This is a genomic window from Methylibium sp., assembly GCF_013817345.1.
Taxonomy (GTDB): domain Bacteria; phylum Pseudomonadota; class Gammaproteobacteria; order Burkholderiales; family Burkholderiaceae_C; genus Methylibium.
In genome coordinates, this window is sequence record NZ_JACDCW010000130.1 from 1 (window position 1) to 8,463 (window position 8,463).

Here is an 8,463-nt window from a genome sequence, read left to right on the forward strand (position 1 = left end):
GTGCGCGGCCTGAATTTCTACTACGGCCACTTCCTGGCGCTCAAGCACATCGACCTCGACATCCCGGAGAACAAGGTCACTGCCTTCATCGGCCCCTCCGGCTGCGGCAAGTCGACGCTGCTGCGTTGCTTCAACCGCATGTTCGAGCTTTATCCGGAGCAGCGCGCCGAAGGTCAGGTGCTGCTCGACGGCGAGGACATCCTGAATTCGAAGGACGACGTCTCGCTCATCCGCGCCAAGATCGGCATGGTCTTTCAGAAGCCCACGCCGTTTCCGATGTCGATCTACGACAACATCGCTTTCGGCGTGAAGCTGTTCGAGACACTGCCGCGGGCCGAAATGGACGAGCGCGTGGAGTGGGCGCTGAAGAAGGCGGCGCTGTGGAACGAGGTCAAGGACAAGCTCAACCAGAGCGGCTCGGGCTTGTCCGGCGGGCAGCAGCAGCGGCTGTGCATCGCGCGCGGCATCGCCATCAAGCCCGAGGTGCTGCTGCTCGACGAACCCTGCTCGGCGCTGGACCCGATCTCCACCGGCAAGATCGAGGAGCTGATCCACGAGCTCAAGGCCGACTACACCGTGGTGATCGTCACCCACAACATGCAGCAGGCGGCGCGGTGCTCCGACTACACGGCCTACATGTACCTGGGCGACCTGATCGAGTTCGGACCGACCTCCGACCTGTTCATGAAGCCGAAGAAGAAGGACACCGAGGACTACATCACCGGGCGGTTCGGATGAGGGCAGCGGCTCTCCAGCCCGCCTGAGCGAAGACAACCGAGGACAGCAGCATGAGCGAGAGACACCTTTCCACCCAGTTCGATGCCGAACTCAGCGGCATCTCGACCCGCGTGCTCGAGATGGGCGGCCTGGTCGAATCCCAGGTCGCGCAGGCGATGTACGCGCTGAGCAACTTCAGCAGCGAGACCGCCGCGCAGGTGCTCGTGCAGGAGGAGAAGGTCAACCAGATGGAGCTCGACATCGACCGCGACCTCTCCAGCATCATCGCGCGCCGTCAGCCCACTGCTCGCGATCTGCGCCTGCTGATCGCGGTGAGCAAGACCATCGGCAACCTCGAGCGGGTCGGCGACGAGGCCGCGCGCGTGGCGCGCACGGTGCAGCGACTCGTCAACACGGGCGTTTCGAGCCGTCTGCGCCTGCCGGTGTCCGATGTCGCTTTCGAGGCCACGCTTGCCACCGCGCTGCTGCGCAAGGCGCTCGACGCCTTCGCACGGCTCGACGTGGAAAAGGCGGTCGAGGTGCTCAAGCAGGACGACCAGATCGACCAGGAATTCGAGGGCCTGATGCGCAAGCTCATCACCTTCATGATGGAGGACCCGCGCACCATTTCCGCGAGCATCGACCTCGTGTTCGTCGCCAAGGCGATCGAGCGGGTCGGCGACCATGCCAAGAATCTGGCCGAGCAGATCATCTATGTCGTCAAGGGCACCGATGTGCGCCACAACCCGGTGGCGACGGTCGAGTCGATGGTTCGCTGACGCGCCATTGGGCAAGCAAAGAGGAGTCATTCATGAGTCGAGTGCTGGTGGTGGAAGACGAAGCGGCGATCGCCGAGTTGATTTCGCTCAACCTGCGTCATGCAGGCTACGAGGTTCGCGTCGCGGCCACGGCCGACGAGGCGCAAGCCGAGATCGACCGCGTGCTGCCTGATCTGGTCATCCTCGACTGGATGCTGCCGGGCCAGTCGGGCCTGGCCATGGCCAAGCGCTGGCGCGCCGAGAGCCGCACCAAGGAGCTGCCGGTCATCATGCTGACCGCGCGCGCGGACGAGGGCGACAAGGTAGCCGGGCTCGATGCCGGTGCCGACGATTACCTGACCAAGCCGTTCTCGACCCACGAGCTGATGGCGCGCATCCGTGCGGTGCTGCGCCGCAAGGCGCCCGAGGCGCTGGACAGCGCCGTCGAGGTCGGTTCGCTGCGACTGGACCCGTCGACGCGCAGAGTCGGCCGCGGCGACTTGGAGGTCAAGATCGGGCCGACCGAGTTTCGACTGCTGCATTTCTTCATGACGCATCCGGAGCGCGTGCACTCGCGGGCGCAGTTGCTCGACCGCGTCTGGGGCGACCACGTCTTCATCGAGGAGCGCACAGTCGATGTACACGTCAAGCGACTGCGCGAAGCGCTCGCGCCCGTGGCCTGTTCGGCCATGATCGAGACGGTGCGCGGCGCCGGCTACCGGCTCACGCAGCAGGTGGCCGCGTTGTCGGCCTGAGCGTGCAGCGGGGCGGCGGAAGGCGCGCGTGAGCTGGCTGCTCTCGCGGCTGCTCGCCGGCGTCACCGCCATGCTCGCCGGCGGCCTGCTCGGTTACTTCGTCGGCAGCTCCCTGCGGGCGCCGGTGCTCGGCATGCTGCTCGGCGCGGCGGGCGCGGTGGCCCTGCTGGTCCTGCTGGACACGATCCGCGGCATGCGACTCATCGCTTGGCTGCGTGGAACGCAGGAGGCAGACGCGCCTCGCGACGCGGGATTCTGGGGCGAAATCGGCTATCGCGTCGAGCGCAGCATCCGCTCGCGCGAAAGGCTAGCCGCGCAGGAGCAGGCCCGGCTCAGCCGCTTTCTCGACGCGATGGAGGCCTCGCCCAACGGTGTGCTCATGCTCGATGTCAACGAGCAGATCGACTGGTGCAATTCGGTGGCAGCGGCGCATTTCGGCCTCGATCCGCAGCGCGATCGGCTGCAGCACATCACCAACCTCGTGCGCGCGCCTGCGTTCGTGGCTTATCTGCAGACGGGGGTCTTCAAGGAGCCCGTCCAGTTTCCGGACCCGCGCGGACGCGGCACGCTGTCCGTGCTGGTGCGCGACTACGGCGAAGGCAGGAAGCTGGTGCTGTCGCAAGACATCACCGAGCGCGAACGGGCTGACGCCATGCGCCGCGATTTTGTCGCCAACGTGTCGCATGAAATCCGTACGCCGCTCACGGTGCTGTCGGGTTTCATCGAGACCATGGCCAGCCTGCCGCTGACGGAAGTCGAGCGCAAGCGCGTGCTGCTGCTCATGAGCCAGCAGACGCAGCGCATGCAAAGCCTCGTGGCCGATCTATTGACGCTCGCTCAACTCGAAGGCAGCCCCCGGCCTGCGGCCGATCGATGGGTTGCCGTCGACAAACTTCTGCGACAGGTGGAAGTCGATGCACGCACCCTTTCGATGAGCCGGCACACGCTCACCCTGACCAGCGACGACGCCGCCCAGATCGCTGGCGCCGAGACGGAGTTACTCAGCGCCGTGACCAACCTGGCCAACAACGCCGTGCGCTACACGCCCGAGGGCGGCCGCATCGACATCGCGTGGCGCGTGCTGCCCAACGGCTCGGGCGAATTCACGGTGAAGGACACGGGCCCGGGCATCGAACGTGAACACATTGCGCGGCTCACCGAGCGCTTCTACCGCGTCGACGGCAGCCGCTCGCGCGATACCGGCGGCACGGGTCTGGGACTGTCGATCGTCAAGCACGTGGTGCAGCGCCACGGCGGCGAATTGAGTGTGCAAAGCGAGCCGGGCAAGGGCTCGACCTTCCGGCTGATTTTTCCGGCTGCGAGGCTGCGCTACCTGGAGCCGGCGCCCGACCCGCGCCGTCAGGGGGAAGCGCTCACTGCCGCTCGCGGCAGCCCTGCGGAGACGCGCTGAAGGAGCGCCAGCAACAAGGCGCACACCAGCAGCAACGCCGCCCCGTTGGCGAACCAGAATGCCGCCGCGCCCGCGAGGGCATTCGGCCACCCCGCCGGCGACTGAAAGGCAAGCCAGTAACCACCGGCCAGGCCCACGCCCCACAAGCCCACGGCGTAGCTGACGGCCGGCAGCAGGGCAACGCGATAAGCGCGCAGCGCGAACGACGCAACGCATTGCGTCGCGTAAGCGAGCTGACTCACCGCGACGACCAGCAGCAAGTGCGCCGCCATTGCCTGCACCGCCGTGTCCTTGCTGTAGGCCTCCGCCAGCGTGTCGCGCGCGAACACCAGCACCACGCTCAACACAGCGATGAGGCCCAACGCGAGTGCCAGCCCCTGCTGGCAGACGCGCCGAGCCAGCCGCCGATCGCCGGCGCCGAGCGATTGCGAGGCGAGCGCGCCGGTAGCGATGCCGATCGACAGCGGCAGCATGTAGATCACGCTGGCGACGTTGGCGACGATCTGGTGCGCGCCCAGCGGCGTGGTGCCGAGACGCGCGATGAACACGGCCATCAGCGCGAAGCCGGTGACCTCGAAGAACAGGGCGGCTCCGCTGGGCAGACCCAGGCGCAGCAGTTCCCGCTGCTGGGTCCAGCGCGGCCCTTGCCAGTCCGAGAAGAGCCGCAGCGGCCGGTAAAGCGCATGGCGCGTGAGCATCGTCATGGCCACCGCCGCGAGCGACCACTGCACGATGAGCGTGGCCAGCGCGCAGCCGGCGACGCCCAGCGCCGGCACGCCGGCGCCGCCGAAGATCAGCCAGGCGTTGAGCGGCACCTTGAGCGCCAGCGCCATCAACTGCAATAGCGTGACCATCAGCGGGCGCGACAGGCCCTGGTTCAAGCCCGCGTAAACGCGAAACAGCAGGCCCGCCGGCAGCGCCCAGGCCAGCCAGAACAGGTAGGCGCGCACCCGTTCGATGATCTCCGCCTCGGTCTTCACCAGCGCCAGCAGCGGCTCTGGAAACAGCAGCAGCGCCATGCCGGGCAGCGCGACGGCTGCCGCGAGCCAGGCACCCTGCTGGAAGCTGCGCCGCACGCCTTCGCGGTTGCCTGCGCCGTGGTGGTGTCCGACGACCGGAATCAGCGCCTGCACCACGCCGGTCAGCGCGATATAGACGCTGATGTACACGGCCGAGCCGATCGCCAGCGCTGCGAGATCGGCGCTGTTGTGGCGGCCGGTCATCACCGTGTCGGCCACCGCATAGCCGATCACCGCGATCTGGCCGATCAGAATCGAGCCGGCATGCCGCGCGATGCGGCCAACAAGCGTGCGCGCGGACGTCACCGCGCAGTGCCGGTGCCTGCCTCGGCGGGCTTGCTGCGGCGATAGACCACGGTCTCGTCGTCGCGCTCGGTCGGTCGGCGTTCGCGGGCCACGAGCAACCAGCCGTCGCGTTGCAGCTCGTCTGCCGGCATGCCGACGCGGCCTGGGGCGAGCAGGTAGCCGCAGTCACTCGACGCGGCGCCTAGCGCCTCGACGCGCCAGCCGCCGTGGTATTCGAGCGCGGCCAACTGGCCCGTCTGCAGGCCGATGGTGGCCACACAGGCATGGTCGGGAACATGCCGGGCAATGTGCTCGACCAGCGGCCGATAGCTGCGCGCATAGTCCAGCACGGGTAGCAGGAGAGTCATCAGCAGAAGCCAGCACAAGGTCAGGCCGCTGGCCGGCAGCACCAGGCTTTTCCACAGCGCCTGTTGGTGGCGCCCCGTGCGCCAGCGCACCAGCAGCAGCCAGGCCAGCGTGGCGACCAGCCCCACGAGCAGCGCCCAAAGCGAAAAGCCGCCCGGATAGCCCGGCGCAAGCCGCGCGATGTTCTGCGCCGGCTTGGCCGGCACGCCGAGCTGCAGGGAGGCGTAGATGACCCAGATCGCGATCGCGCCGAGGCTGAAGAAAGCCACCGAGAACCAGTCGATCGCGGCCGACATGCTGCGCTGCAGGGTCGGCAGCGCGAAGGCGGCCAGCACCGCCAGTGCGGGCAACGCCAGCATCAGGGCGCGGTCGGAAGCGCGCATGCCGATGCACGCGGCCAGTGCCACGAGCAGCACGCTGAGCGGCACGGCGATGTGACGGTGCAACGCATGCGCGCGCCATCGCCACAGCGTCCACGCGGCCAAGGCCCAGGCCGGCCAGGCGAACCAGCCGAGCAAGCGCAACGCATCGCCCCAATCCGACGGCAGCTCGAGCCGCCAAGCCCAGGCACCGATCGCGGTGGCCGCCATTGCCGCGAGCAGAGCGGCGGCGGCGATCCAAATCGCGAAGCTGCGGGCCTGCGGGTAGCTCGAGCGCAAACTGACGGCGAGCCCAGCCGCCGCGAAGCCCACGCCGATGCTGGGTGCGCCGCTGACGGCCAGCATCGGCAAGGCGATCAATACGGCGGCGCGCGACCTGGCCGCTCGCCAAGGGCTCGCCGCCATCGCATACAGAAACAGCGCAGTCGCGAACAGTTGCACCAGCTCGGGCGTCGTCTCATGGCCGAGCTGCAGCAGGCCAAGGGTGGCCATGAGCGCGAGCAGAGCGCCGTCGGCGATGGCCCGGGCGTAGTCGATGGGTGCGGCCTCGCCGCCGAAGGCGAAGGGCAGGGGCTGCGCCGCCTCGGTGCGTGCCAAGTGGTAGGTGCTGTACCAGGTGAAGACCAGCACGCCGATCAGCAGCAGGGCGAACGGCACCCGCGCGGCCGGCGCGGCGGCCAGCAGCGGCCCCAGCAGTTCGATCGATGCGGCGCCCAGCCAGTAGGGCAGCAGCGCGCCGTCGGCCGGCAGGCCGGCGATCGTCGGCATCAGCGGGTCGGCCGCGCCGCGCGCCAGGCTCAGCATGTAGCCGAAGGCGCTGAGGTCGGCGTTGCGCCACGGGTCGCGGCCGAACAGGCCGGGCAGCACGTAGGCCGCGCAGAACAGCAGCAGCGCCGTGCGCGGCAAGCGCTGCGCGGCACGCTGGGAGACGAGGGCAGGGGTGGGCAGGCTCAAAGCGGACCGAGGCCAGGCGACAGGGCGGCATCTTGCAGGAAAAGCCGCGCGCCGGCGATGGACGGCATGCCGCACGGCTGGCCCGGACGAGCGGCGGAGCAAGCGCCGTGCGGAGCCGCGGCAAGAAAAAAGGCAGCCGAGGCTGCCTTAGCGTGGGCGGATGCCGCCACAGCGCTTACTTCTTCAAGCCGACGTGCGCAAACTTGTTGCGGAACTTCTCGACGCGCCCGCCCAGGGAGTCGATGCTCTTCTGAGTGCCGGTGTAGAACGCGTGCGACTCGCTCGTGGTCTCCAACTTGTACAGCGGCAGTTCGCGGCCATCGTCCATCTTCACCGTCTCGCGGGTCTGCGCGCAAGAACGCGTCACGAACTTGAAGCCGTTGGAAATGTCGACGAAGCACACGTCGCGGTAATTGGGGTGAATGCCGTCTTTCATCTTTATATCCTCGCTGAATCCATTGGTGCGGGAGCCACGCCGCGCGTTGCGACGCACTTTCCGAAGCGGAAAAACCGCGAATTATAGCTAGCCGCCCCTTCGCATCATGTCGAAGAAGTCGTGATTGGTCTTCGTGGCCTTCATCTTGTCGAGGATGAACTCCATCGCCTCGATCTCGTCCATCGGGTAGAGGAGTTTGCGAAGGATCCAGGTTTTTTGCAGGATCTCCGGCTTGAGCAGCAGCTCCTCGCGTCGCGTGCCGCTCTTGTTGAGCAGGATCGACGGGTAGACGCGCTTTTCGGCCATGCGGCGGTCGAGGTGGATCTCGCAGTTGCCGGTGCCCTTGAATTCCTCGTAGATCACCTCGTCCATGCGCGAGCCGGTCTCGACGAGCGCCGTGCCGATGATCGTGAGCGAGCCGCCTTCCTCGATGTTGCGCGCCGCGCCGAAGAAGCGCTTGGGGCGTTGCAGCGCATTGGCATCGACACCGCCCGTGAGCACCTTGCCCGAAGAGGGCAGCACGTTGTTGTAGGCGCGGGCTAGGCGGGTGATGGAGTCGAGCAGGATGATCACATCCTTCTTCAACTCGACCAGGCGCTTGGCACGCTCGATCACCATTTCGGCGACCTGCACGTGGCGCGCGGCCGGCTCGTCAAAGGTGGAGCTGATGACTTCGCCGCGCACGGTGCGCTGCATCTCGGTGACTTCCTCGGGCCGCTCGTCCACGAGCAGCACGATCAGGTGCACCTCGGGGTAGTTGGCGATCAGCGCATGCGCGAGGTTCTGCATCATCACCGTCTTGCCGCTCTTGGGCGCCGAGACGAGCAGCGCGCGCTGGCCTTTGCCCAGGGGCGCGATCAGGTCGATGATGCGGCTGGTGATGTTCTCTTCCGACTTGATGTCGCGCTCGAGCTTGAACTGCTCCTTGGGAAACAAGGGCGTCAGGTTCTCGAACATGATCTTCTGCTTGTTCTCCTCGGCGGTGATCCCGTTGACGTGGTCCACCTTGACCAGCGCGAAGTAGCGCTCACCGTCCTTGGGCACGCGCACTTCGCCTTCGATCAGGTCGCCCGTGTGCAGGTTGAAGCGGCGAATCTGGCTCGGCGAGAGATAGATGTCGTCGGTCGAAGCCAGGTAGCTGGCCTCGGGCGAGCGCAGGAAACCGAAGCCGTCGGGCAGCACTTCGAGCACGCCGTCGCCGAAAACCTGCTCGCCCTGCTTGGCGCGCTTCTTCATGATCGCGAACATCAGCTCCTGCTTGCGCATGCGGCCGCTGTTCTCGATCTCGAGCGTTTCCGCCATCTTGATCAGTTCGGAGATGTGCTGGGCTTTGAGTTCGGATAGATGCATGGTGCGCACCTCTGGGTGCTGTCGTGGCGGGC

Annotated in this window: 8 protein-coding genes; 4 read left to right on the forward strand and 4 right to left on the reverse strand. The window is 67.1% G+C overall.

The features are described 5' to 3' along the window. The 4 genes from pstB to phoR form a co-directional block, all read left to right on the forward strand. Positions 1-738: phosphate ABC transporter ATP-binding protein PstB (gene pstB, locus H0W40_RS17750; protein WP_292448906.1), on the forward strand; the 738-nt coding region annotated here is incomplete at its 5' end. Between the two features lie 50 nt (positions 739-788). Further along, entirely contained in the window at positions 789-1,496 is a 708-nt protein-coding gene (phoU, locus tag H0W40_RS17755; protein WP_292448909.1) for a phosphate signaling complex protein PhoU, read from the forward strand. Positions 1,497-1,528: 32 nt separating this feature from the next. Then, the gene (gene phoB, locus H0W40_RS17760) at positions 1,529-2,230 is read left to right on the forward strand and encodes a phosphate regulon transcriptional regulator PhoB (protein ID WP_292448912.1); all 702 of its coding nucleotides are present in this window, start codon (positions 1,529-1,531) and stop codon (positions 2,228-2,230) included. 28 nt (positions 2,231-2,258) lie between these two features. Further along, positions 2,259-3,641 carry a phosphate regulon sensor histidine kinase PhoR gene (phoR, locus tag H0W40_RS17765; RefSeq protein ID WP_292448915.1) on the forward strand — a complete coding sequence of 461 codons (1,383 nt, stop codon included), beginning with the start codon at positions 2,259-2,261 and terminating at the stop codon, positions 3,639-3,641. On the opposite strand, the gene H0W40_RS17770 is transcribed toward phoR, so the two are convergent. From H0W40_RS17770 to rho, 4 genes are all read right to left on the reverse strand, one after another. Further along, positions 3,590-4,966 (reverse strand): MATE family efflux transporter, encoded by a 1,377-nt coding sequence (locus tag H0W40_RS17770; protein ID WP_292448917.1) that lies wholly within the window; start codon positions 4,964-4,966, stop codon positions 3,590-3,592. The two genes, phoR and H0W40_RS17770, sit on opposite strands and share 52 nt — an antisense overlap. Next, positions 4,963-6,645 (reverse strand): hypothetical protein, encoded by a 1,683-nt coding sequence (locus tag H0W40_RS17775; protein ID WP_292448920.1) that lies wholly within the window; start codon positions 6,643-6,645, stop codon positions 4,963-4,965. The genes H0W40_RS17770 and H0W40_RS17775 overlap by 4 nt, the downstream gene beginning before the upstream one ends. Positions 6,646-6,820: 175 nt before the next feature. Next, positions 6,821-7,081 (reverse strand): type B 50S ribosomal protein L31, encoded by a 261-nt coding sequence (locus H0W40_RS17780; protein ID WP_292448923.1) that lies wholly within the window; start codon positions 7,079-7,081, stop codon positions 6,821-6,823. A gap of 87 nt (positions 7,082-7,168) precedes the next feature. After that, positions 7,169-8,431 carry a transcription termination factor Rho gene (gene rho / locus H0W40_RS17785; protein ID WP_292448924.1) on the reverse strand — a complete coding sequence of 421 codons (1,263 nt, stop codon included), beginning with the start codon at positions 8,429-8,431 and terminating at the stop codon, positions 7,169-7,171. Positions 8,432-8,463 lie beyond the last annotated feature (32 nt).

Bases quoted from the DNA above. Each gene is read 5' to 3' on its own strand.
- phoB (WP_292448912.1), top strand. From the start codon at position 1,529: ATGAGTCGAGTGCTGGTGGTGGAAGACGAAGCGGCGATCGCCGAGTTG.
- phoU (WP_292448909.1), top strand. From the start codon at position 789: ATGAGCGAGAGACACCTTTCCACCCAGTTCGATGCCGAACTCAGCGGC.
- rho (WP_292448924.1), bottom strand. From the start codon at position 8,431: ATGCATCTATCCGAACTCAAAGCCCAGCACATCTCCGAACTGATCAAG.
- H0W40_RS17780 (WP_292448923.1), bottom strand. From the start codon at position 7,081: ATGAAAGACGGCATTCACCCCAATTACCGCGACGTGTGCTTCGTCGAC.